The organism is Aeromonas sp. A04, assembly GCF_047780465.1.
Taxonomy (GTDB): Bacteria; Pseudomonadota; Gammaproteobacteria; order Enterobacterales; family Aeromonadaceae; genus Aeromonas; species Aeromonas bestiarum.
Window position 1 is genome coordinate 363,798 of sequence record NZ_JBLNHP010000001.1, and the last position, 21,929, is coordinate 385,726.

Sequence of the window (21,929 nt, forward strand, 5' to 3'; positions counted from 1 at the left end):
GCCAGAGCGCGCATAAAAAAAGAGATGGCCCTTGGGCCATCTCTTCATTGTGCCGGTTAACTCAAGGGAATGGTACCGTCCATCACCTTGTAGAAGGCCAGCACGGCGCAACCGAGCAGGGCCGCCGTCATCCCCTGCTCCAGCCGGTTGAGGCCGCGCAGCCCGTGGTGCTGGCGCGCCTTCCAGTAGATGAAGATGCCGGGGCTGTAGAGCAGCGCCACCAGCAGCAGGTATTCCACCCCGGCGGCATAGACCAGCCAGCAGCCATAGAGGGTGGCCACCAGCGCCAGCAGCAGATCACGCTTGCGCTGATGAGGCTGACCCTCGTAGGTCTCCCCTTTCAGCGCCAGCTTGAGACCATAGGCACCGGAGAAGACATAGGGCACCAGCGCCGCCGAGGTGGCGATGTTGACCAGCGCCAGATAGGTGCTGCTCTGGAAGTAGATGATGATGAGGAAGATCTGCACCAGGCAGGTGGAGCACCAGAGCGACACCTTGGGCGAGCCGTTCTTGTTCTCCTTGGCAAACCAGCCCGGGAAGACCCCTGTCTTGCCCGCGATATAGGGCACTTCCGCCGCCAGTACCGTCCAGCTCAGCAGGGCCCCCATCACTGAGATCACCAGACCTATGTTGATGAGCCAGGCGCCCCAGGGGCCCACGACGGCTTCCAGGATCATGGCGGTGGACGGGTTCTTGAGGGCGGCCAGCTGCGGCTGACTCATGACGCCGAGGGAGAACAGGGTCACCATGACGTAGAGCGCCAGCGCACCGAGCAGCGCCAGCACGGTGGCACGCCCCACGTCCTTGCGATGACGGGCGCGGGCGGAGACCACCACGGCCCCTTCGATGCCGATGAAGACCCAGAGCGTCACCTTCATGGTGGACTTGACCTGATCCATCACGGAACCCAGCTCCACGTTGTCGTGGCCCCAGATATCCAGAGTGAAGGTCTGCATGTTGAAGGCAAGCAGTATGGCCACGCAGAACACGATGAGCGGCACCATCTTGGCGATGGTGGTAACTATGTTCACCAGGGCCGCGACCTGGATCCCGCGCAGCACCAGGGCGTGCACCGACCAGATGAGCAGGGAGGCGAGCGTGATGGCCACGGGCGTGTTGCCGTCGCCGAAGATGACATTGTCCGGCGTGTCGAAGAAGTAGCTCAGGGCGCTGAACACCACGATGGCGTAGGAGACGTTGGCCAGCAGCTGACAGAGCCAGTAACCCCAGGCGGCGTTGAAGCCGATGAAATCGCCGAAACCGGCCTTGGCATAACTGAAGATACCGCCATCGAGATCCGGGCGGCGCATGGAGAGATTCTGGTAAACCAGCGCGAGACAGATCATGCCAAGACCTGTGATGGCCCACCCCAGGGCGACGGCCCCGGCGCTGGCATGAGCGGCAATATTTTGTGGCAGACTGAAGACCCCGGCGCCGACCATGGAGCCGATCACCAGCGAGATGAGGGCGCCAAGCCCTAGTTTCTTGTCCATCTCAATCCTGTTTGATTAGGCGGCGGTAGAGCATCCGTATTCATACTGCGCGCAATATGGGAGGGGCGAAAAATCCGTACCCCGTGAAAAAGGCGGCAACTATATTGCATGACTATTCCGACCGCAATCCCTCGTACCGTCAATCATGCACCGTCTTGACCGCGCGCAATTCTACAGCACTGACCTCAAGCGCCTGTGAGCTGGCTCAAATTAAGAAAGACCCGTTGATATTTCACATTTTTCCATGACTTCGCCCCCGTTTTTCGGAGCAGACCTGCATGAGCATGCAGCTTGCAGCCTGGGTCGGCAGCATCGACTGCTGACAAACGTTTCAATAAAAATGCCCCTGTACCAGGGGCCAGGGGCATCTGCAAAAGGCAGCCGGAATTTAGAGTCGCAAGCCGCCGTCGAGCTCTATCATGCGCCCGGACAGATAGTCATTGGCGAGAATAAAATGCACGGTTTCGGCCAGCTGGTGCGCCTGCCCCAGGCTGCCGACCGGAATGGCCTGCTGCATGCGCGCCATCGCCTCCGGTTTCATCGCCGCCGTCATGTCGGTGGCAAACACCCCGGGGGCTATGCCCATGACCCGAATGCCGTGGCGGGCCAGCTCCCGCGCCCAGGTCACCACCAGGGAGGCCACCCCCGCCTTGCTGGCGGCATAGTTGCTCTGGCCGATATTGCCCGCACGGGCGATGGAGGAGATGTTGACGATGACGCCCCCCTGCCCGCCTTTGGCCATCAGGGCCGCCCCTTCGCGACCACAGAGGAAGGTGCCGGTGAGGTTGACGTCGATGACGGCCTGCCACTGGGCCAGACTCATCTTCTCCACCAGCTCGCCCTCTTTCACCTTGATGAGCATGCCGTCCCGCAGTATGCCGGCGCAGTTGACGAGGCCATGCAGGGCGCCACATTGCTCTTTAATCGCGGCAAAGGTCGCCTCCACCTCGGCTTCACTCGCCACGTTGCAGACGAACAGGACGCACTGGCCATCGCGACTGCGCAGCTCGGCTTCGGTCACCTCCAGATCGGTGCGATTGACATCGATCAACGCCAGCACGGCGCCTTGACTGGCCAGGCTCAGGGCGATGGCGCGACCGAGCCCCCTGCCCGCCCCCGTGATGGCGATGACTTTCTGCTTGATATCCATGGGTACTCCTTGTTGTTAACTGAGTTGCCGCCCGCTTGATGAGGTGATGAGCAAACTGCCGCAGACTAACCGGCCTGTGACGGGTCCCGCGTTTTATCCAGATAGAGCTCGACGATACTGGAAAAATCCTTGCTCTCCTGGCCCTGACTTGCGTGCAGGTTGAACAGGTTGCGGGCCAGGGCCCCCATGGGTACGGCGCTGTGGGCATGTTCGGCCAGGGCCATGGCCAGCCCCAAGTCTTTGACCATCAGCCGGGTCATAAAGCCCCCCTGATAGTGGCGGGAGGCCGGTACGTTCTCCATCACGCCAGGCCAGGGGTTGTAACGCTCCAGGCTCCAGTTGTTGCCCGAGCTCTTGCCCATGATGGTGGAGAGCACGCTCGGGTCCAGCCCCTCCTTCACCCCGAGCGCCAGCGCCTCGGCGGTGCCCGCCATGTGGATGGCGAGCAGCATGTTGTTGCACATCTTGGCGATCTGGCCCGCCCCGAGCGCCCCGGCATGAAACAGGTTCTGCCCCATGCAGGCGAGCACGGGTTTGGCTGCCTCGAAATCCGCCAGTTCGCCGCCGACGATAAAGGTGAGGGTCCCCGCCGCCGCCCCGGCGACGCCACCCGAGACGGGGGCATCGATAAAGCGGATCCCCCGGGCTCGTGCCGCCTCCCCCACCTGGCGGGCCGAGGCCACGTCTATGGTGGAGCAATCGATCACCAGGGCCCCCGCGGGCAAGGCTGCCAGCAGATCCTGTCCTCCCCGCTCTCCAGCACTCTCGCCGAGCCAGAGCCCGCGCACGTGCTCGCCGGCGGGCAGCATGCTGATGACCACATCGCAATCGGCCACCGTTTCGCGGGCATCCCCGGCGGCGATACAACCGGCGGCGATCGCCTTGGCGACACTCTCCGGCATCAAGTCAAACACCCGAACCCCGTGCCCCGCTCTGGCCAGGTTGGCGGCCATGGGCCCCCCCATGTTGCCCAGCCCGATAAACCCAATGCTTGTCATCTCGTCTGCTCCTTGCCGTGCTGGTGCTGGCTATCCAGCAACCTGTGTCTGTTGATCCGCCCTGACGCCCTCTCGAAGGCTCAAGGCGCCAGGGGATTTTTCCCCTCGGGCCAGCGATAGAAGGCATCCAGCCAGTCAGTGCCGGGCTGAGGCGCCTGCCAGCGCGGGGACTTGTCCTTGTCGATGAGCAGCGCCCGCACCCCTTCCACAAAATCCCCCCTCAGCACGCAGTTGACCGAGAGTGCCAGCTCATCGGCAAACACCTCGGCCAGCGACTGGCGGCGCGCCTGCCAGTACTGGCGCCACAGAATGGCGCGGCTGATGGGGCTGCCGCTGCGGCATGTGTCGCGAGCCGGCGCCAGGCTCCCTTCGCCAAGCTCGGGATCGAAGGCGGCATCGTATAGCCGATCCAGTACCCCTTGCAGGGTACGCCCGGCCAGCAGGGCATCGATCTTGACCTGATGGGGCAAGATCACAGGCGCTGGCAGCGGCTGGTCCGCCTCTGCCTGCAAGTCGCTCAGCAACCGTTCGATCTGCTCGCGCGGCGCGGCCTTTGCCCCCCACTCCTGCGCGGCCAGTCGCGGCAACAAGGCAGCACGCTCACTGCTGGCGATGGCGTGATCCGCCAGCCCCAGGCCGATGGCATCCGCACCGTTGAAACGGGCGCCGGTCAGCCCGAGCCAGAGCCCGAGTCGCCCCGGCATGCGGCTTAAAAACCAGCTGGCCCCCACGTCCGGGTAGAGGCCTATGGTCACCTCCGGCATGGCGAACAGGCTCTTCTCGGTCACCACCCGAAAGTCGGCGCCGGCGAACAGGCCTATGCCGCCCCCCATGCAGATGCCATCCGCCACGCAGATGAGGGGCTTGCCGTAGCTGTGGATATGGTGGTCGAGCCGATACTCCTGCTCAAAGAAATCCCGCGCATAACCAAACAGCGCCTGCTCGCTCTCCTCCTGCTGGCGGTAATAGAAGGAGCGAATGTCACCACCGGCGCAAAATGCCTTCTCGCCGGCCCCTTGCAACAGGACGCAGACGATGACCGGGTCCTGCTCCCAGCGGGTCAACGCCGCCTGCAACAGCTGGATCATCTCAAGGCTCAGGGCGTTGAGGGAGGCGGGGCTGTCCAGAGTCAGCACACCGATATGGTGGCCGTCCGCCGTGGGGTGGGTTGTTACACGTACCGGTTCACTCATGCCTCGTCCCCCTGCCTGGCAGATGTCTCGTATTGCCAGCGGGGCGGGCGCTTCTCCAGGAAGGCCGCCACCCCTTCACGCTGGTTGGCGTCTGCAAACAGCTCAAGGAACAGGCTGCGCTCCAGCGGCAAGGCGGCATCACGATGGCCACTGCGCCCCTGATTGATAAGGGTCTTGCAGGCGCGCAGGGCGCTCGGGCTCTGACGCTCCACCAGCTGGGCCATCTGGTGCGCCGCATCCCAGGCGTGCCCCTCCTTCACCACTTCCTCCACCAGCCCCATCTCGTAGGCCAGGGTGGCGCTCACCTTCTCGCCACAGAGGATCATCCGCTTGGCCCAGCCCGGTCCCACCAGCTCGGTGAGGCGCTGGGTACCACCAGCGCAGGGCAGCAAGCCCACGGAGGCCTCCGGCAACCCCAGCTTGGCCTGCTGCTCGGCGATGCGGATGTCGCAGGCCAGCGCCACCTCCAGCCCGCCACCCATGGCGTAACCATTGATGGCGGCTATGCTGACGCCGTGGAAACCGGCCAGCGCCTCGAAGGCGCGACCGAAGGCCTCGGCCACCTCGCGAGCATGGTCCAGATCGCCGTCGGCAAACATCTTGAGATCGGCGCCGGCGCAGAAAAACTTGTCCCCCGCCCCGCGGATCACCAGGGCCACCACATCGGGGCGGCTGTCTAGCTCCACCATCATCTGCAAGAAGGCTTGCAGGCTGGCCAGGGTCCAGGTGTTGGCGGGCGGATGGTCGAGGGTGATATAGGCCACGTGACCGTGATATTCGAGCCTGATCCTTGTCATTGCATTGTCCTTGTGAATGAGACTGCCCCATAATGACAGGGTTGAATGGAGCCAACCTTCGGCCGGCTCACAAAGCCTGCGACGAGTCGCGCCGGCCGCATCGTCAGGGCGGGCTACCGTGGATGGCGGCCCCATCCCGCTACTCCAGCGACAGACCGGGCTCCGCCAACAGGCGGCGGGCTATGATCAATCGCATCACCTCGTTGGTGCCTTCCAGGATGCGGTGGACCCGGGTGTCGCGCAGGTAGCGCTCCAGCGGATACTCGCGGATATAACCATAGCCGCCAAAGAGTTGCAGAGCCTCGTCACAGACGCGATAACCCACGTCGGTGGCAAAACGCTTGGCCATGGCGCACCAGGCGCTCTTGTCCGGGCTGCCCCTGTCCAGCTTGTCGGCGGCCTGGCGTACCATCAGCCGAGCCGCCGCCAGCTCGGTGGCCATGTCGGCGAGGCGAAACTGCACGCTCTGAAATTCGCTGATGGGGTGGCCAAACTGCTGGCGCTGCTGCACATGGGCCAGCGCATCATCCAGCGCCTGCTGGGCGGTGCCCACAGAGCAGGTGGCGATATTGATGCGCCCGCCATCCAGCGCCTGCATGGCGAACTTGAATCCCTCCCCCTCCTGCCCCAGCCGATAGCTGGCGGGAATGCGCACCCCGTTGAAGGCCACCTCACGGGTCGGCTGGCTGTTCCAGCCCATCTTCTCTTCCGCCTTGCCGTAGACAATTCCTTCACTGTCGGCCGGCACCATAAAGGCGGAGATCCCCTTGGCCCCGTCGCCCCCGGTGCGGGCCATCACCACCAGCACGTCCGTGCTGCCCGCCCCCGAGATGAACACCTTGCTGCCGTCGATGAGGTAGTCCTCGCCGTCACGCACAGCACGGGTCTTGAGGGCCGCTGCATCTGAGCCAGCACCGGGCTCGGTAAGGCAATAAGAGCCCAGCAGTTCGCCGCTGGCGAGCCTGGGCACCCACTGCTCGGCGACATCGCCAGGCAGCCAGCTGCCCAGCATCCAGCTCACCATGTTGTGGATGGTCAGATAAGCCGTGGTGGAGGTGCAGCCCATGGCGAGGCGCTCAAAAATCAGGCTAGCATCGAGCCGGGGCAGGCCGAGCCCGCCATACTGCTCCGGGGTATAGAGGCCGCAAAAGCCGAGCGCCGCCGCCTGCTTGATGGTGGGGATGGGAAACTCGTGATCTCTGTCCCAGCGGGCGGCATGGGGTTTGAGCGCCTCATTGGCAAAGGCGGTGGCCGCCTCGACATAAGCCTGTTGATCCTCGGTCAGGGTAAAATCCATCTTGTCCGCTTCCTTGTGTCCTTTGTCTGTTGTCTCTTTGGCCCACGCTCAACGCAGGCTGACGTTCGCACCGGTCGACATAGCCCGGTCCAGTCTCTTCAACGCAGGCTGATGGTCATATTGGGGCCGGTCGGGATATCCTCGTCGAACCAGCGTTCGGTCACCGTCTTGGTCTCGGTGTAGAAGCGCACCGCCTGCTTGCCGTAGGCGTGCAGATCCCCGTAGAAGGAACCACGCCAACCGGTGAAGGAGAAAAATGGCAGCGGCACCGGAATGGGCACGTTGATCCCCACCTGACCCACGGCCACCTCGTGGCGAAACTTGCGGGCCGCCGCGCCGCAGCCGGTGAAGATGGAGGTGCCATTGCCATAGGGGTTGTTGTTGATGAGGGTCAGCGCCTCGTCCAGGCTTTCCACCTCCAGACAGGCGAGCACGGGGCCGAAGATCTCCTCTTTATAAATCCGCATCTCTGGGGTCACACCGCGAAACAGGGTCGGCCCCACCCAGTTGCCGACCGGATAGCCGGGCACATCGCAGAAGCGGCCATCGAGCAGGCACTCGGCCCCCTCCTTGATCCCCGCCTCGATGAGGCCCTCTACCCTGACTTTCGCCTCCGGACTGATGAGGGGACCATAGGCTGCCTCGGGATCGTGCCAGACCCCGGGTTTCACCTTGGCAAACTCGGCGGCAAGCTCGGGGATCCAGTCGCGGGCGGAGCCCACAAACACAGCCACGCTGATGGCCATGCAGCGTTGCCCTGCCGCGCCGACGCCGGCCCCCACCAGGTTGCTCAGCACCTGCCCCTTGTTGGCGTCCGGCATGATCACCATGTGATTCTTGGCACCGACGAAACACTGGGCCCGCTTGAGGTGTTCGGTGGCGGTGCGATAGACGTGAGCCCCGACCCGGGCCGAGCCAACGAAGCTGACCGCCTTCACATCCGGATGACACAACAGCGCATCCACCTGCTCGGCGCCGCCGTGTACAACGGAGAGTATGCCCTTGGGGGCCCCCGCCTCGGTGAACAGCTCGGCCAGCCGCATGGGGGTGAGCGGATCCTGCTCGGAAGGCTTGAGCACGAAGCCGTTGCCGCAGGCCACCGCCAGCGGGAACATCCACAGGGGTATCATGGCGGGGAAGTTGAACGGCGTGATGCCGACACAGACCCCCAGCGGCTGCACCCAGGAGTGGCCATCGACCCGCCGTGCCACGTTGCCCATGGTCTCCCCCATGGTCTGGCTGGCGATGCCGCAGGCCTGCTCCACCACCTCGATGCCGCGCCACACATCCCCCCTGGCATCCGCCAGATTCTTGCCGGTCTCCCGGGCCAGCAGGGAGGCCAGCTCATCGTGATGGGCCTTGAGCAGATGCTGGTAGTTGAACATGACCCGTGCCCGCTCGGGGGCCGGCACATCCCGCCACAACAGATAGGCGTCGTGGGCGCTGCGCACCGCGCGCGCCACCTCGGCCGGGGTAGCTTTGGGCACGCGTGCCAGCAGGCTCTGATCCGCCGGGTTGGTCACCTCGATCCATGCCTCGCTCGTGGAAGCGCAGGCCTCGCCACCGATATAAAGCGGCACATCGCCGTACTGGGTCTGATGATTGCTCATGCCCTGCTCTCCTTGCTGGCAGACTGCAATGGGTACTGGCTGGTCATGCCGCTCACTCCTTGAGTTCGATTGGTGGGGGGAGACGAGCCACCTTGCAGCCGTCACCCGACAAATTTACCTTAGACTAACAATCAATTTACGTTTACGCTAACGTAAACTTAACACACAAATGGACTGACCAGTTTGCCCCCCTATTTCGGCTCGTCGGGGCAGTCAGACAGGTGAGCACCCGTCATTCAAAGGAGAGCAAGGATGCACGCAGTGATGGATGAGACCCTCCGCGCCCTGACCGAGCAGGTCGAGGCCTTCTGCCAGAAAGTGATAGCGCCGCGCGCCGCCGAGATCGATCAGAGCAACGCCTTCCCGCGCGATCTCTGGCCGCAAATGGGCGAACTCGGGCTGCACGGCATTACGGTGGCGGAAGAGTATGACGGCGTGAGCCTCGGCTATCTGGCCCACGTGCTGGTGATGGAGCAGGTGAGCCGCGCCAGCGCCTCGGTCGGCCTCTCCTACGGCGCCCACTCCAACCTCTGCATCAACCAGATCCACCGCCACGGCACCCCTGATCAGAAGGCGCGCTATCTGCCCGCCCTCGTCAGCGGCAAACACGTGGGTGCCCTGGCCATGAGCGAGCCGGGCGCCGGGTCAGACGTGGTCAGCATGCGGCTGACCGCAGATAAAGAGGGCGATCACTTCGTGCTGAACGGCACCAAGATGTGGATCACCAATGGCCCTGACGCCGACACCTTCGTCATCTATGCCAAGACGGATGCCAAGGCCGGGCCTAAGGGGATATCGGCCTTTATCGTCGAGGCGGGCACCCCCGGTTTCACCACGGCCCAGAAGCTCGACAAGCTCGGCATGCGCGGCTCCAGCACCTGCGAGCTGGTGTTCGACAACTGCCGCGTCCCGCAACAGAACCTGCTCGGCACCCTGCACGGCGGCGTCAAGGTGCTGATGAGCGGCCTCGATTACGAGCGGGTGGTGCTGGCGGCGGGCCCCCTCGGCATCATGCAGGCCTGCATGGACGTGGTGCTGCCCTATGTGCGCGAGCGCAAACAGTTCGGTCAGGCCATCGGCGAGTTCCAGCTGGTGCAGGGCAAGCTGGCGGACATGTACACCCGTCTGGCCAGCAGCCGCGCCCTGGTCTACTCGGTGGCCGCGGCCTGCGATCAGGGTCATGACAGTCACCTAATTCGCAAGGATTGCGCCGCCGCCATCCTGTTTGCCGCCGAGAATGCCACCCAGATGGCGCTGGATGCCATTCAGCTGTTGGGGGGCAACGGCTACATCAACGAATACCCCACAGGCCGCCTGCTGCGGGACGCCAAGCTCTACGAGATAGGCGCAGGCACCTCGGAAATCCGTCGCTGGCTCATCGGCCGCGAGCTGATGGGAGAGAATGCATGAAGCCTCTCCTGTTACTCCCTGATATCGGCAGCAACACTCTGATGGGGGAAGACGCATGAGCCGGATCCACTCCCGCCTCGACACGGCGAGCCCCGAATTTGCCGAGAGCCGCTCGGCCATGCTGGCACTGGTCGAGGATCTCAATGCCCGTCTCGACGAGATAGCCCAGGGCGGCGGCGAGGCCAACAACGCCCGCCATCAGGCCCGTGGCAAGCTGCTGCCCCGCGAGCGCATCAACCAGCTGCTGGACCCGGGATCCCCCTTTCTCGAACTCTCTGCACTGGCCGCCTGGCAGGTCTATGACGAGCCTGTGCCCGCCGCCGGCATCATCACAGGGCTCGGCCAGATTGCGGGCCGGCTCTGCCTGCTGGTGGTGAACGATGCCACCGTCAAGGGAGGCACCTACTACCCGCTCACGGTGAAAAAGCACCTGCGCGCCCAGGCCATCGCCGAGCGGCTGCGCCTGCCCTGCCTCTATCTGGTGGATTCCGGCGGCGCCTTCCTGCCCATGCAGGATGAGGTGTTTCCCGACCGGGAGCACTTCGGTCGCATCTTCTACAACCAGGCCCGCATGTCGGCCCGGAACATCCCCCAGCTGGCGGTGGTGATGGGGCTCTGCACCGCAGGCGGCGCCTACGTGCCCGCCATGGCGGACGAGTCCATCATGGTCAAGAACCAGGCCACCATCTTTCTGGCGGGGCCGCCGCTGGTCAAGGCAGCCACCGGTGAGGAGATCAGCGCCGAGGCCCTCGGCGGCGCCGAGGTGCACTGCGCCCATTCAGGCGTGGCGGATCACCTGGCCAGAGACGATGCCCATGCGCTGGCCATAGCCCGCACGTTAGTTGGCAACCTGGGAGACCACACCACTTCATCCGCTTCAGCCTACGACGCCCCCTGTTATCCGATAGAAGATCTCTACGGTCTGGTGGGCACCAGCCTCAAGCGCGCCTATGACGCCCGCGAGCTCATCGCCCGCTTGGTGGACGGCTCCGCGTTTGACGAATTCAAGGCACTGTTTGGCACTACGCTGGTCACCGGCTTCGCCCGGATCGAGGGCATGCAGGTGGGGATCCTCGCCAACAATGGCGTGCTGCACAGCGACAGCGCCCAGAAAGGCGCCCACTTCATCCAGCTCTGCAACAGGCGCTCCATTCCCCTGCTGTTCCTGCAAAACATCACCGGCTTTATGGTAGGCAGTGCCGCCGAGCGAGAAGGCATTGCCAAGCATGGCGCCAAGCTGGTCACCGCCGTGGCCTGCAGCCGGGTGCCCAAAATCACCCTCATCGTCGGCGGCAGCTTCGGTGCCGGCAACTACGGCATGTGCGGCCGCGCCTATGAGCCCGACTTTCTGTTCAGCTGGCCCAACAGCCGCATCTCTGTGATGGGGGGCGAGCAGGCCGCCGGCGTGCTGGTGCAGGTGCGCCGCGACAAGCTGGCCGCCGAGGGCAAGCCATTGAGCGAGCAGGAAGCCGACGCTATCCGCGCGCCCGTGATCGCCCAGTACGAACGGCAGGGTCATCCCTACTACGCCAGCGCCAGGCTGTGGGATGATGGCGTCATAGATCCAGCCCAGAGCCGCACCGTACTGGCGCTGGCACTGGCCGCTTGTCAGGGGGCCGAGACAGGCCCGGAACAGTACGGCATCTTCCGGATGTAAGGAGTTCGACATGTCCGATCCACTTTTCAGCGGCGCCCAGCAAGGATTTCGCCTGGAGCGTCACGGTCCGCTGGCCGAGCTGGTGCTCTCGCGCCCCGCCTGCCACAACGCCTTCGATGCCGACCTCATGCTGGGGCTGCTCGATTGCCTCGACGATCTGGCCCATCTCCACGGTCACGCCCTCGCCGAGCGGCCTCATGCCCTCTTGCTGCGGGCTGAGGGCAGGCACTTTTGCGCCGGCGCCGATCTCAACTGGATGCGCAACCTGGCCCACGCCGACTTCGAGCACAACCGGGAAGATGCCCGGGTGCTGGCGCGGCTGATGCAGACCCTGGACGAGCTGCCCTTCCCCACTGTGGCGCTGGTGCAGGGCGCGGCCTATGGCGGGGCACTCGGCCTTGTCTGCGCCTGCGATCTGGTGCTGGCGAGCGAGGATGCCCGCTTCTGCCTCTCCGAGGTGAGCCTGGGGCTGGTGCCTGCGGTGATCAGCCCCTATGTGGTACGCGCCATGGGCATGCGCCAGGCGCGCCGCTACATGCTGAGCGCCGAGCCCTTCGATGCCATCACCGCCTGTCGACTCAATGTGGCGCACCAGCTGGCCAGGCCGGAGCAGTTGCTGGCCGAAGGGCGCGCGCTGGCCCTGCGCCTGTGTCGCAACGGCCCGGAGGCGATGAAGGAGACCAAGCGGCTGCTGGCCGCCATCGAGAGCCACACCGCCAGCCTGCACGAAGAGAAAACCGTCGAGACCATAGCCAGGGTGCGGGTCGGACTCGAGGCCCAGGAGGGCATGCAGGCCTTCTTCGATAAACGCCCCCCCGCCTGGCGCCCCCGTTTCAAGGATGAAGCATGACCCAAAATCACCCCATCAAGCACCGGCTGATCGCCCACAGTGGCGAGGATAGCCGCGGTGCGGATCAACACATCAGGCCCCTGTGTACCTTTATGAGCGAGGCGCAAAAATGACCCATCAGGCTCCCATCAAGCGCCTGCTGATTGCCAATAGAGGCGAAATCGCCGTGCGCATCATCAAGACGGCCCGGCGCCTCGGCATCCACACTATCGCCCTCTACTCGGACGCCGACGCCTGCGCCATGCATGTGCGGGAAGCCGACGAAGCCTGGCATCTGGGGCCGGCTCCCGCACGGGAGAGCTACCTCGACGCCGCCAAGGTGCTGCGCATCGCCCAGCAGGCCAAGGCCGACGCCATCCATCCCGGTTACGGCTTCTTGTCGGAGAACAGCGACTTTGCCACCGCCTGCGAACAGCGTGGCCTGCGCTTCATAGGCCCGAGCGGCGCCGCCATTCTCGCCATGGGCGACAAGTCGGGGGCCAAGGCGTTGATGCTGGCGGCCGGCGTGCCCGTGCTGCCCGGCTATCACGACGCAGATCAACGCCCCGAGTGGCTGCGCGAGCAGGCCTTGCTGACCGGCTTCCCGCTCCTTATCAAGGCCGCCAGCGGCGGCGGTGGCAAGGGGATGCGCCGGGTCGATCGGATAGATGAATTCGATGCTGCGCTGGCGGCGGTAAAACGCGAGGCACTGGCCGCCTTCGGGGATGATCATGTGCTGCTTGAGCGCTATCTGGCCCGCGCCCGCCACGTGGAGGTGCAGGTGTTTGCCGATACCCTGGGCAACGCCATCTACCTGGGGGACAGGGACTGCTCCTTGCAGCGCCGCCACCAGAAGGTGATCGAAGAGGCCCCCGCCCCCGACATCGCACCGGCGCTGCGCCGCACCATGGGCGAGGCGGCCGTCGCGGCGGCCAGGGCCATCGACTATCGGGGGGCCGGCACCATAGAGTTTCTGCTGTGCGGGGATGAGTTCTTCTTCATGGAGATGAACACCCGCCTGCAGGTGGAGCACCCGGTCACCGAGGCCGTCACCGGCCAGGATCTGGTGGCCTGGCAGTTGGCGGTGGCCGAAGGCAAGCCGCTGCCGATCACCCAGGATGAGGCGGTGCTGCGCGGCCATGCGGTGGAGGCGCGCCTCTACGCCGAGGACGTGGGGGCCGGTTTCCTGCCCGCCAGCGGCCCCATCGCCTGGCTCAGCTGGCCCAAGGGGGTGCGCGTCGATACCGGCGTCGCCGCCTGTGATGAGGTGAGCCCCTATTACGATCCCATGATCGCCAAGCTGATCGCCCACGGCCAGAGCCGCGCCGAGGCCTTTGCCAGCCTGGCCGATGCGCTGGCGGCGCTGGAGCTGGGCCCCCTGGTACACAACGGGGCGCTGCTGCTGCGCCTGTGCCAGGAGCCGGACGTGCTGGCCATGCGCCATCACACCCAGTGGCCCATCCCCACCGAACCGCAAGCCATCCCTGAGCTGGCCTGGCCGCTGGCCACCCTCTGGCTCGCCAGCCGCAGTGCCGACGACTCCCCCTGGCAACAGGCGCGCGGCTTTCGCTTGGGGGCCAGCAGGCACTGGACGGCGGCTGTGCGCATCGGCGAGGAGGCCCGGGTGCTGACCCTGTCCGAGCGCACCGGCACGCTGACGTGGCAGGGGGGATCACTCCCCTGCGAGCTGGGCGCCGATCATATCCGCCTGCAGCAGGCAGGGCGCTGGCAGCGCTACCCCGTCAAGACGCTGACCGCCACCGAGTGCGTGTTGCTGCTCGATGGCCAGCGCATTCGCTTCTGCGCCGATGATCAGCACCATCAGCTGCATCATGATCAGGACAGTGGCGCCGCACAGGGCGCAACGGCCCCCATGCACGGCATAGTCGTGGCGCTGCAGGTCGAGACCGGCCAGCGCGTCAGCAAGGGCCAACCCCTGCTGGTGCTGGAGGCGATGAAGATGGAGCACGTCCTGAAAGCCGACCGGGATGGGGTGATCGAGACCCTGCAATGCAAACAGGGGGAACAGGTGAGCCAGGGGGCCATACTGGTGCGCTTTGCCGATGCCGTGGATCAACAAGAGAGCGGGTCATGAAGAGAGAATCAGAAATGCAGGATGACAAGGTGAGCCTGGTGGAGATGGGCCCGCGCGACGGCCTGCAAAACGAGGCCAGTACCCTGCCGCTCGTCCAGCGGCTGGAGCTTGTTCAGCGCCTCGCCGAGAGCGGCCTGCAGCGCATCGAGGTGGGGGCCTTCGTCTCCCCCAAAAAAGTGCCGCAGATGGCGGACTCCGCCGAACTTTTCAAGGTCCTGCCGCGCAAGGGGCCGACCCGCTATGGCGCCCTGGTGCCCAACCTGCAGGGCTTGCAGGCAGCCATTGCCGCCCGGGCCGACGAAATTGGCCTCTTCACCGCCTGCTCCGATGGCTTTACCCGCGCCAACATCGGCATCGGCGTGGAGGAGTCCCTGATACGCTTCGCCCCTTTGGTGCTGGAGGCGCGCCGCCTCGGCATCAAGGTGCGCGGTTATCTCTCCACCGTCATCGCCTGCCCGTTCGACGGCCCTACCCGCCCGAAACGGGTCGCGGCCATGGCCGAGCGACTGCTGGATCTCGGCTGTCACGAGATCTCCCTGGGCGACACCATAGGGGTCGGCACCCCGGGCACGGTTGCACCCATGCTGGATGCTGTGCTGCACGAGATCCCGGCGGGCCGGCTCGCGGTGCACTTTCACGACACCTATGGCCAGGGGCTGGCCAACCTGCTGCCGGCACTGGAGCGCGGCATCCGCACCATAGACTGCTCTGTGGCCGGCCTGGGCGGCTGCCCCTATGCGCCGGGGGCCTCCGGCAACGTCGCCTCGGAAGAGGTGGTCTATCTGCTGCACGGCCTTGGCATGAGCACGGGGGTGAGTCTCGATAAATTGGCCGCCACCGGCCAGTGGGTGAGCGAGCAGCTCGGTCGCCCCAACGGCTCCCGGGTCGGCCAGGCCCTGCACGCCAACGCCCTGCGGCTTCGCGCCGCGCTGTCAACGGAAGCACATCATGATCTCTGATCCGCCAGGCGGGCCCGGCCTCCCAGGGCCCAAGCGACTGCAGACCCGATTTGCCACAGGAGCGCACCATGATGCCTGATCCCCTGCCCGGCAAGGAGATCACCTACAGCATCTCCGAGCTGGCCCACGAGTTTGATATCACGCCGCGCACCATCCGCTACTACGAGGATGAAGGCTTGATCACCCCGACCCGGGAGGGCCAGACCCGCATCTACAGCCACAAGGACAAGATCCGGCTCAAGTTGACCCTGCGCGGCAAGCGGCTCGGCTTCAGCCTGGCGGAGATCCGCGAGCTGTTCGACATGTATGACACTGACAGATCGAGCAAGACCCAGCTGCACTCCATGATCCAGCTCATCGACGCCAAGCGCCAATCCCTGCGCCAGCAGCTGGAAGACATCCAGATGGTGATGGCGGAGCTGGAAGCCGCCGAGCAGCGCTGTGCAAATTCCCTCAACAGCTTGAAAACCAGCGCAGATTAACCGAATCTGGGATCATCTCACCGCCTTGGTGCCCCCCATGAAACGCTGGTGCTGCTGGTTGTTATTGCTCTGCTCCACGGCATGGAGCCACCCCCTGATCAAGGTCGGGGGCTACCCTTATGCCCCCTTCGTGGTCAAGGAGGGTGACAACAGCTATCACGGGCTGACCCTGGATCTCATCGCCGAACTCAACGAGATCCAACGGGACGTGCGCTTCGTGTTCGTGCCCACCTCGGCCTCCCATCGCTACCAGGCGCTGGCGCTCGGTCGCTTCTCCCTCATGCTGTTCGAGGACATCCGCTGGGACTGGAACGCGGATCAGGTACGCATGACCCGGCCCCTGCTGCTGGGCGGCGAGATCTATGTTGCGCTCAAGGCACCGGGCCGGGATCAATCCTTCTTCGAGCACCTGGAGCAGCGTCGGCTGATCGGCGTCACCGGCTATCACTACGGGGTCGCCGATTTCAATGCCACCCCGGCGGAGCTGAAGCAGCGTTTTGACATCACCCTGGTCAAGGACAACATCAGTGCCCTGCAGGGAGTGTTCAAGGGGCGCGGCGAGGTAGCCATGCTCAACCTCTCCTACCTGAACCAGTTCAGCAAACAGTATCCGCAGCAGGCCGCCCGCCTGCTGCGATCGGACAAATGGGATCAGCAATACGAACTCAGGGCGCTGCTCAGTCCGACGGCCAGCGTCTCGGCCAGCCAGCTGGAAGCCTGGCTGGCCGCGTTGCAGAGCAGTGGAAGACTGACACGCCTTTGGACAAAGTACGGCGTACAGCATCAAGCGGCACCATGATCATCGCCTGAGATTTTGGTACCCTATGCGCATCAATTGGAGACCTTCATGCCCAAGCCCCTGCGTGCCCGCCTGCTGCGCTACGTCCTTTACTCTTGCGCCGTATTGCTCATCTCCCTGTTCATCCTGTTATGGCAAGCCCCCACCCTCACCCAGCGCCACCTGCCGGGCTGGCTGGCCAAGCATTATGGTCTGAACCTGACCCTGGGGGAGATAAGCGTCGGCCTGCGTCACCCCTCCCTCACCATAGGTCCCTCGGTACTGCTCGATGAAAAACAGCAACCCATCATCGCCTTCGAGCAGTTGCAGGTTATCCCCGCACTTGGCGAAAGCTGGCGCCAGAAGACCATCATACTGAGCGACGCCAGCCTCACCCGGCCGGCGGTGCAGCTTGTTCGGCTGCCGAACGACAAGGGGGCCATCCGCTTCAACCTGACCGAGGCCCTGGCCCGTTTGCTGGCCCCCACGCAGACGCCCGAACCGGCCGGCAGCGAACCGCCCCTGGTACAGATAACCAGGCTGGCCGCCACCGGGGGCCATCTCCGCTATCAGGACAGTCGCAAGAGCAGCAGCCCGGGCTGGGTACCGCCACTCACCCTGAGCGGGCTAGAACTGCAGCTGCCGGATTTCACCACGGCGCCGGCCCACGCCAACCAGTTTCAGTTGAGCGCCAGCCTCAACCAGCGCAGCCCGCTCAAGGCCAATGGCCAGCTCGATATCATGACGGGGGCAGGCAAGGGCCGGATCAGCCTGGGCAAACTGGCGCTCTCGCCCTTCGCACCGCTCTGGGCCCCCTATCTCAGGGTCAATCTGGTGAAGGGCGAGGCCAGTGCCGAGCTGGATTACCGGCTCACGCCGGGCAAGCAGGGGCTGGATTGGCAGCTCGCCAAGGGCAAGCTGACCCTGAACGACTGGCAGCTCCGGCAGAGCAAGGGGGCCGAGTTTGCCCGCTTCAAGCAACTGGCGCTGGCAGGCATTGCCATGGATGGCGGCAAGCAGTCGATCCAGATCGACAAGATAGCGCTCAAGGCCCCGGCCGTCAGCGCGGTACTCGATGCCAACCAGCAGCTGGATCTGGCGACCCTGCTGATCCCCCAGCCACCGGTCAAAACGAGTAAGGGCGCAAAACCGGCCGCACCGGGCAAACCCTGGCGCTGGAGCCTCAAGCAGACCCGCATCAGCCAGGGCGAGCTCAAGCTGACCGAGTCAAGCAGCGGCAAGCCGCAACTGCGGGAACTCTCCGGGCTGAACCTCACCCTGGGCACCCTGAGCAGCCAGGCAGGCCAGCGCAGCCCGCTCACCCTCAATGCCACCCTCAACGCCCAGAGTACGCTGGGGTTTGACGGCGCCCTCACCCTCACCCCCTTCACCCTCGACGGGGATATCAAGCAGGCAGGGCTGCCCCTCAAGTGGGCCCAGCCCTACCTGCAAGATCTGCTGCGCATCAGCGTGCGCGATGGTCTGCTCGCCAGTCGCACCAAGCTGGCCATCGCCACCGATGCCAAGGGGGCACTGAGCCGGCTCGACGTCACGGGCGGGCTCGACATCGAGCGTCTCAATGTGCTGGATCGGGCCGACAATCAGCGTCTGCTGCAGATAGATCACCTGCAATTGAGCGGGCTGCACTATGACGGCATCAGCCAGCAGGTGAAGATTGGCGACATCTTGCTGCGCAAGCCCTTTGCCCGCATCGAGATCGACGAGGACAGGGTGACCAACGTCCAGCAACTGCTGCTGCCGCAAGCCGCCAGTAACAAGCCGGCCAGCGGGCCCGCCCCCCGCATCACCATAGATCAGGTCCGCACCGAACAGGGCAATCTGCGCTTTGCCGATCGCAGCCTGAGCCCGGAGTTCGTGGTGGACATCGCCTCCCTTAGCGGCCAGAGCCGCCATATCAGCAACATTCCCGGCCAGCGTTCGGATCTCGCCTTCAACGGCAAGGTTGACCGCTATGCCCCCGTGACCATTCGCGGCGGCACCAACCTGCTGATCGAGCAGCCGGTGCTGGACGTGGCCGTCACCTTCAGCAACCTGGAGCTCACCACCTTCACCCCCTACTCCAGCACCTATGCGGGCTATGCCATCGACAAGGGGCAGCTCTCCATGAAGCTGAACTACAAGCTGCAGGGCAACCGGCTGGAGGGGGACAACGACATCACCATCAAGAAGCTGCAACTGGGGGAGAAGATCAAGAGCGAGCAGGCCAAGGATCTGCCGCTGGGGCTGGCCATCGCCCTGCTCAGCGACGCCAACGGCGTCATCCAGATGAACCTCAAGGTGAAGGGCAATCTGGATCAGCCGGACTTCAGCCTGGGCAACATCTTCTGGGATGTGCTGAGCAACACGCTCAGCAAAGCCATCACTTCCCCCTTCTCCCTGCTGGCCTCCCTGGCGGGCGGCACCGAAGATCTGGACGAACTGCCCTTCCTGCCCGGTGAGCCGGATCTCACCCCCACCCAGCAGGAGAAGCTGGCCAAGCTGGCGCAGGCCCTCAAGGAGAGGCCCAAGCTCAGCATGAACATTCGCGGCAAGGTCAACTTCAACGAGGAGCGCCCCATCTTGCAGCGCCAGAAGCTGGAGCGGGCGCTGGCCAAGATCACGGGTGCACCGGTCGATCTCGCCCTGCTGGAGCAGGATCCCGCCCTGCAAGCGGCGCTGGCCGAAGCCTATGAGGCGCGATTCAACGAGGATCTTGGGGATCTGGCCGATCGGCTGAAACTGGATGAGTCGAGCCCGGCCCTGCGCACCCAGGCGGAGATCCTGCTGCGGGATCAGCAGCTGATCACCGCCAAGTCCCTGCGCAACCTCGCCATGCGCCGTGCCCAGAACACCAAGGAGTATCTGGTGGATACCCAGGGGATAGTGCCGGAGCGGCTGTTCGTGCTCGACAGCCAGGTCAAGGAAACAGACAAGGATGCCAAGGTCGTCCTGACCCTGGATGATTGACCAACAGCGGGGGGCCGAGAGGGTTCCCCCCTTGCTCACCATGCCTGTTCCCGTTGTATTTTTGCATCGCCCCGCCTTGTCCACGGCGACCATTTTCCCCATAGCACCGCCATATGGCGGTGCTATGAAGGGCCAGGCTGCTGGCGCCGGTGCGACGATCCGTACCCCCTTCCCCGAATGCCCCGCTCCCGTTAGCCCGTTAGCCCGTTAGCCCGTTAGCCCGTTAGCCCGTTAGCCCGTTAGCCCGTTAGCCCGTTAGCCCGTTAGCCCGTTAGCCCGTTAGCCCGTTAGCCCGTTAGCCCGTTAGCCATCATGCTCTCCCTTCTCCGCGTCCCTGCCAAACCGGCTTGCACCCAACATAAGCCGAGATCTGTCCCAGCCTCATATGGTAGTGACACACTCTTGTCTGATGGCATATGAGACTGTTTTTCGAACGGCAGGGCACTGCTCAGGCAATAAAAAGAGGGACAAGGCGCGGCAGTCAAACATGCCCATGTCCTAATGTTGCTTACTTTCACAAAGCGCGCTTTTAATACAAAAAATCAACCTTGTCGGCGCGATTCATTCACTTGCCATCTACCTGAATGGCACGAATGGTCCATGGGGTAAAATTTCGTGTAGTTTTTTTACCATTTCTGCGGTTCCCCCTCTTGCTCGGGGCCAAGAGCCTGCCTAAAATCGCGCGTCTTTTATCAACCCCCCACCTCTATTTTTGGAGAACGCCACGTGAGCGAAAAATTGGCCAACCCTGCCCCTCTGGGTCTGATGGGTTTCGGTATGACCACCATTCTGCTGAACATACATAACGCAGGTTTCTTCCCCATCAGCGCCATGATCCTGGCCATGGGCCTGTGCTATGGCGGTCTGGCCCAGATCATCGCCGGTATCATGGAGTTCAAGCGTGGCAACACCTTCGGTGTCACCGCCTTCATCTCCTACGGCACCTTCTGGTGGAGCCTGGTGTTCCTGCTGGTGATGCCGACCATGGGTCTGGCCGAAGCCACTCCCCACGCCTACATGGGCTGGTACCTGCTGATGTGGGGCATGTTCACCCTGTTCATGCTGGTTGGCACCGTCAACTACCCGCGCGTGAAGCAGTTCGTGTTCGCCTCCCTGACAGTGCTGTTCTTCCTGCTGGCCGCCCGTGACTTCACCGGCAGCACCCTGATCGGCACCATCGCCGGTTTCGAAGGCATCATCTGCGGCGCCAGCGCCATCTACCTGGCCATGGCCACAGTGATCAACGAGCAATTTGGCCGTACCGTGCTGCCGATTGGCGATCACAAGAAAGCCGCCGCCGTGCAGCTCAAGGCCGCCGCGTAAGCGCAGCCCCAGGCCCTCGCGCCCATGCAAAAGGCACCCTCAGGGGTGCCTTTTGTTTATCTGTCGTTGGCAAGCCTGGGCGCGTTCAGGCTCCCCTGCCAGCAGCCGGGTGGCCGGGAAACGCGTCGCCGGCTGCTGGCCGAAGAAGAGCACGAACTGCTCATACACGGCGGGATAGGTGTCACGCAGGCGCAGCGGATCGGTAAAGAAACTCTCGCTGCACACCGCAAAGAACTCGGCCGGGTGCTCGGCGGCATAAGGGTCGATGGCGGTCACCTCATGGCGGGCCAGCTGGGCATTCATGGCATCGAATGCCCCCTGCAACGCCTGGGTCCACTGGCGCGGATCCATGCCTGCCGGCAGTGGCGGCGCACCGTCGGCCTCCCCCCCCAGCATGTCGAGCTTGTGGGCCAGTTCGTGGATCACCAGGTTGAAGCCGTCCCAGTCCCCATCCTGCTGCAGCTCGCTCCAGGCCAGCACCAGCGGCCCCTGCGGCCAGGACTCCCCGGCGTTCTCCTCTTCCCACTCGCTCACCAGGCCGAATTCATCCTGCACCTCCTGACGACGGGTCACCGGCTCGGGGATCAGGATGATTTCGTGAAAACCGCGATACCAGTCGAGCCCCAGATGCAAAATGGGCAGCACGGCCTGCAGGGCCAGCACCGCCTGCTGGCGAGGAGTGAGCTCGACACCAATCTGGGTGAGCGTCTTGCGAGCCAGAAACTGCTGCGCCAGCGCAACCAGCCGCAGCTGATCGCTGTGGGTAAATCCTTGCAAAATGGGCACGGCAGCCAGCGCCTGCTGCCACTCCAACGCACCCGGGGCATTCTCTTCCTGCCGGGATGCACCACCAAACAGACTCCATAACCTGGACCAGAACACATGGACTCC

General features: G+C 64.3%; 17 protein-coding genes. 9 read left to right on the top strand and 8 right to left on the bottom strand.

All coding sequences use genetic code 11. The features are described from left to right. Positions 1-56 precede the first annotated feature (56 nt). The 7 genes from arcD to ACM3N8_RS01605 form a co-directional block, all read right to left on the bottom strand. Positions 57-1,493, bottom strand: a complete 1,437-nt coding sequence (gene arcD / locus ACM3N8_RS01575; protein WP_042871706.1) for an arginine-ornithine antiporter — start codon at positions 1,491-1,493, stop codon at positions 57-59. 388 nt (positions 1,494-1,881) lie between these two features. Continuing rightward, a complete protein-coding gene (locus tag ACM3N8_RS01580; RefSeq protein WP_241324846.1) occupies positions 1,882-2,643 on the bottom strand; it encodes an SDR family oxidoreductase in 762 nt (253 codons plus the stop codon). A gap of 65 nt (positions 2,644-2,708) precedes the next feature. Next, entirely contained in the window at positions 2,709-3,641 is a 933-nt protein-coding gene (gene mmsB, locus ACM3N8_RS01585) for a 3-hydroxyisobutyrate dehydrogenase (protein ID WP_348685070.1), read from the bottom strand. Between the two features lie 80 nt (positions 3,642-3,721). Then, complete coding sequence (locus tag ACM3N8_RS01590) at positions 3,722-4,834, bottom strand: enoyl-CoA hydratase/isomerase family protein (protein ID WP_416015352.1); 1,113 nt, start codon at positions 4,832-4,834, stop codon at positions 3,722-3,724. Next, a complete protein-coding gene (locus ACM3N8_RS01595; protein ID WP_416015353.1) occupies positions 4,831-5,631 on the bottom strand; it encodes an enoyl-CoA hydratase in 801 nt (266 codons plus the stop codon). Before ACM3N8_RS01595 ends, ACM3N8_RS01590 begins: the two co-directional genes overlap by 4 nt. 139 nt (positions 5,632-5,770) lie before the next feature. Beyond that, positions 5,771-6,928, bottom strand: coding sequence for an acyl-CoA dehydrogenase family protein (locus tag ACM3N8_RS01600; protein ID WP_378080186.1), 1,158 nt, complete (start codon positions 6,926-6,928; stop codon positions 5,771-5,773). A gap of 98 nt (positions 6,929-7,026) precedes the next feature. Further along, on the bottom strand, positions 7,027-8,538 hold the full coding sequence (locus ACM3N8_RS01605) for a CoA-acylating methylmalonate-semialdehyde dehydrogenase (protein ID WP_378080187.1): 1,512 nt from the start codon (positions 8,536-8,538) through the stop codon (positions 7,027-7,029). A gap of 252 nt (positions 8,539-8,790) precedes the next feature. On the opposite strand from ACM3N8_RS01605, the gene ACM3N8_RS01610 reads away from it, so the two are divergent. From ACM3N8_RS01610 to ACM3N8_RS01650, 9 genes are all read left to right on the top strand, one after another. Beyond that, positions 8,791-9,948 (top strand): isovaleryl-CoA dehydrogenase, encoded by a 1,158-nt coding sequence (locus ACM3N8_RS01610; protein WP_290016707.1) that lies wholly within the window; start codon positions 8,791-8,793, stop codon positions 9,946-9,948. Between the two features lie 55 nt (positions 9,949-10,003). Next, entirely contained in the window at positions 10,004-11,605 is a 1,602-nt protein-coding gene (locus ACM3N8_RS01615; protein ID WP_290016708.1) for a carboxyl transferase domain-containing protein, read from the top strand. 10 nt (positions 11,606-11,615) lie between these two features. Continuing rightward, positions 11,616-12,455, top strand: coding sequence for an enoyl-CoA hydratase-related protein (locus ACM3N8_RS01620; RefSeq protein ID WP_290016709.1), 840 nt, complete (start codon positions 11,616-11,618; stop codon positions 12,453-12,455). 109 nt (positions 12,456-12,564) lie between these two features. After that, positions 12,565-14,529 carry an acetyl/propionyl/methylcrotonyl-CoA carboxylase subunit alpha gene (locus tag ACM3N8_RS01625; RefSeq protein WP_290016710.1) on the top strand — a complete coding sequence of 655 codons (1,965 nt, stop codon included), beginning with the start codon at positions 12,565-12,567 and terminating at the stop codon, positions 14,527-14,529. Then, a complete protein-coding gene (locus tag ACM3N8_RS01630; protein WP_290016711.1) occupies positions 14,526-15,488 on the top strand; it encodes a hydroxymethylglutaryl-CoA lyase in 963 nt (320 codons plus the stop codon). The genes ACM3N8_RS01625 and ACM3N8_RS01630 overlap by 4 nt, the downstream gene beginning before the upstream one ends. A gap of 71 nt (positions 15,489-15,559) precedes the next feature. Next, on the top strand, positions 15,560-15,970 hold the full coding sequence (locus tag ACM3N8_RS01635; RefSeq protein WP_043555852.1) for a MerR family transcriptional regulator: 411 nt from the start codon (positions 15,560-15,562) through the stop codon (positions 15,968-15,970). A 37-nt stretch (positions 15,971-16,007) separates the two neighbouring features. Further along, on the top strand, positions 16,008-16,769 hold the full coding sequence (locus ACM3N8_RS01640) for a substrate-binding periplasmic protein (protein WP_290016712.1): 762 nt from the start codon (positions 16,008-16,010) through the stop codon (positions 16,767-16,769). Between the two features lie 48 nt (positions 16,770-16,817). Continuing rightward, positions 16,818-19,715, top strand: coding sequence for a DUF748 domain-containing protein (locus tag ACM3N8_RS01645; protein ID WP_290016713.1), 2,898 nt, complete (start codon positions 16,818-16,820; stop codon positions 19,713-19,715). 726 nt (positions 19,716-20,441) lie between these two features. Next, a complete protein-coding gene (locus ACM3N8_RS01650; RefSeq protein WP_043136288.1) occupies positions 20,442-21,038 on the top strand; it encodes an acetate uptake transporter in 597 nt (198 codons plus the stop codon). Positions 21,039-21,077: 39 nt separating this feature from the next. Here the strand turns inward: ACM3N8_RS01650 and ACM3N8_RS01655 are convergent, their stop codons facing one another. Then, positions 21,078-21,920, bottom strand: coding sequence for a zinc-dependent peptidase (locus ACM3N8_RS01655; protein ID WP_416015354.1), 843 nt, complete (start codon positions 21,918-21,920; stop codon positions 21,078-21,080). Between the last annotated feature and the right edge of the window lie 9 nt (positions 21,921-21,929).

Bases quoted from the DNA above. Each gene is read 5' to 3' on its own strand.
- ACM3N8_RS01600 (WP_378080186.1), bottom strand. From the start codon at position 6,928: ATGGATTTTACCCTGACCGAGGATCAACAGGCTTATGTCGAGGCGGCC.
- mmsB (WP_348685070.1), bottom strand. From the start codon at position 3,641: ATGACAAGCATTGGGTTTATCGGGCTGGGCAACATGGGGGGGCCCATG.
- ACM3N8_RS01620 (WP_290016709.1), top strand. From the start codon at position 11,616: ATGTCCGATCCACTTTTCAGCGGCGCCCAGCAAGGATTTCGCCTGGAG.
- ACM3N8_RS01615 (WP_290016708.1), top strand. From the start codon at position 10,004: ATGAGCCGGATCCACTCCCGCCTCGACACGGCGAGCCCCGAATTTGCC.
- ACM3N8_RS01595 (WP_416015353.1), bottom strand. From the start codon at position 5,631: ATGACAAGGATCAGGCTCGAATATCACGGTCACGTGGCCTATATCACC.
- ACM3N8_RS01640 (WP_290016712.1), top strand. From the start codon at position 16,008: ATGAAACGCTGGTGCTGCTGGTTGTTATTGCTCTGCTCCACGGCATGG.
- ACM3N8_RS01630 (WP_290016711.1), top strand. From the start codon at position 14,526: ATGAAGAGAGAATCAGAAATGCAGGATGACAAGGTGAGCCTGGTGGAG.
- ACM3N8_RS01635 (WP_043555852.1), top strand. From the start codon at position 15,560: ATGCCTGATCCCCTGCCCGGCAAGGAGATCACCTACAGCATCTCCGAG.
- ACM3N8_RS01580 (WP_241324846.1), bottom strand. From the start codon at position 2,643: ATGGATATCAAGCAGAAAGTCATCGCCATCACGGGGGCGGGCAGGGGG.
- ACM3N8_RS01625 (WP_290016710.1), top strand. From the start codon at position 12,565: ATGACCCATCAGGCTCCCATCAAGCGCCTGCTGATTGCCAATAGAGGC.
- arcD (WP_042871706.1), bottom strand. From the start codon at position 1,493: ATGGACAAGAAACTAGGGCTTGGCGCCCTCATCTCGCTGGTGATCGGC.
- ACM3N8_RS01610 (WP_290016707.1), top strand. From the start codon at position 8,791: ATGCACGCAGTGATGGATGAGACCCTCCGCGCCCTGACCGAGCAGGTC.
- ACM3N8_RS01645 (WP_290016713.1), top strand. From the start codon at position 16,818: ATGCCCAAGCCCCTGCGTGCCCGCCTGCTGCGCTACGTCCTTTACTCT.
- ACM3N8_RS01590 (WP_416015352.1), bottom strand. From the start codon at position 4,834: ATGAGTGAACCGGTACGTGTAACAACCCACCCCACGGCGGACGGCCAC.
- ACM3N8_RS01605 (WP_378080187.1), bottom strand. From the start codon at position 8,538: ATGAGCAATCATCAGACCCAGTACGGCGATGTGCCGCTTTATATCGGT.